Here is a 1,026-nt window from a genome sequence, read left to right as displayed (position 1 = left end):
CGAATCAAGCATCGAAAAGTTGGGCAAAAACTATGATCTTCCAGTCAATCCCAGGGCACGGGTCTGGACTCTTTCGGTGGGAGAGAAACAGAGAATAGAAATTCTTAAACTTCTTTACACTGGAGCTAAAGTGATAATCCTTGATGAGCCGACTGCCGTCTTAACTCCCCAGGAAACGGAGATACTGTTCAAGGCTATGAGGAAGCTAGTGAGTGAGGCTCATCGGTGATTTTTATAAGTCACAAGCTGGACGAGGTTCTTGAGATTAGCGACAGAGTCACCGTTCTGAGGGGCGGAAAAGTTGTTGGAACAGAGGTAAGGGATTCAGTAGACAGACGCTCCCTGGTCAGAATGATGGTGGGAAGAGATGTGTTGCTAGATTTCGACAAACCCAGGACCGAACCTGGAAAAACAGTACTTCAGGTAGAGAATCTCACCGTTAAGAATGACAAGAATCTTGAAGCAGTAAAAAATCTCAGTCTGAGCATAAAATCGGGCGAAATATTGGGTATTGCAGGGGTCGCCGGAAACGGTCAGAGAGAACTTGCAGAGGCAATTTACGGTCTTAGAAAGCCTGTCCAGGGCAAAGTGGTGTTAAACGACAAGGTACTTCGTCACACTGACGTCGCCCAAAGAATAAAGGGTGGTGTAGCTTTCATTCCTCAGGACAGGAGAGCCGTTGCAACTTGCCCTTCATTATCTATTACAGAAAACGTGTTCATGAAGAACTCGTACTCCATGTATCTCCCTCAATCGCCCTTTAATCTGAACACGAGGGCAATGCAGAGAGCAACCAAAGAGTTGATCTCAGATTATTCAATATCGACTCCTTCAACGAAAACCCAGGCTAGGTTTCTTTCGGGGGGAAATCTGCAGAAGCTCGTTCTCGCCAGGGAACTTTCAACAAAGCCCTGTCTCATAATCGCGGAGCATCCTACAAGAGGGCTTGACATTGGAGCCATGGAATTCGTCTACAAAACTCTCTTGGCTCACAAAGAAAGGGGAGCTGCTATTCTTCTTCTTGCA

2 protein-coding genes are annotated in these 1,026 nt (G+C 46.4%); both read left to right on the top strand.

Annotated features, from left to right (window positions below):
- The coding region (locus BG32_RS16015; RefSeq protein ID WP_259459433.1) for an ATP-binding cassette domain-containing protein at positions 1 to 229 on the top strand (229 nt) is incomplete at its 5' end.
- The coding region (locus BG32_RS01695; RefSeq protein WP_259459432.1) for an ATP-binding cassette domain-containing protein at positions 226 to 1,026 on the top strand (801 nt) is incomplete at its 3' end. The genes BG32_RS16015 and BG32_RS01695, both read left to right, overlap by 4 nt.

It is taken from the genome of Mesotoga sp. HF07.pep.5.2.highcov (genome assembly GCF_003666285.1).
GTDB classification, from domain to species: domain Bacteria; phylum Thermotogota; class Thermotogae; order Petrotogales; family Kosmotogaceae; genus Mesotoga; species Mesotoga prima.
Note: the sequence above shows the minus strand (reverse complement) of the source record. Positions and strands in the feature narration are given on the sequence as shown.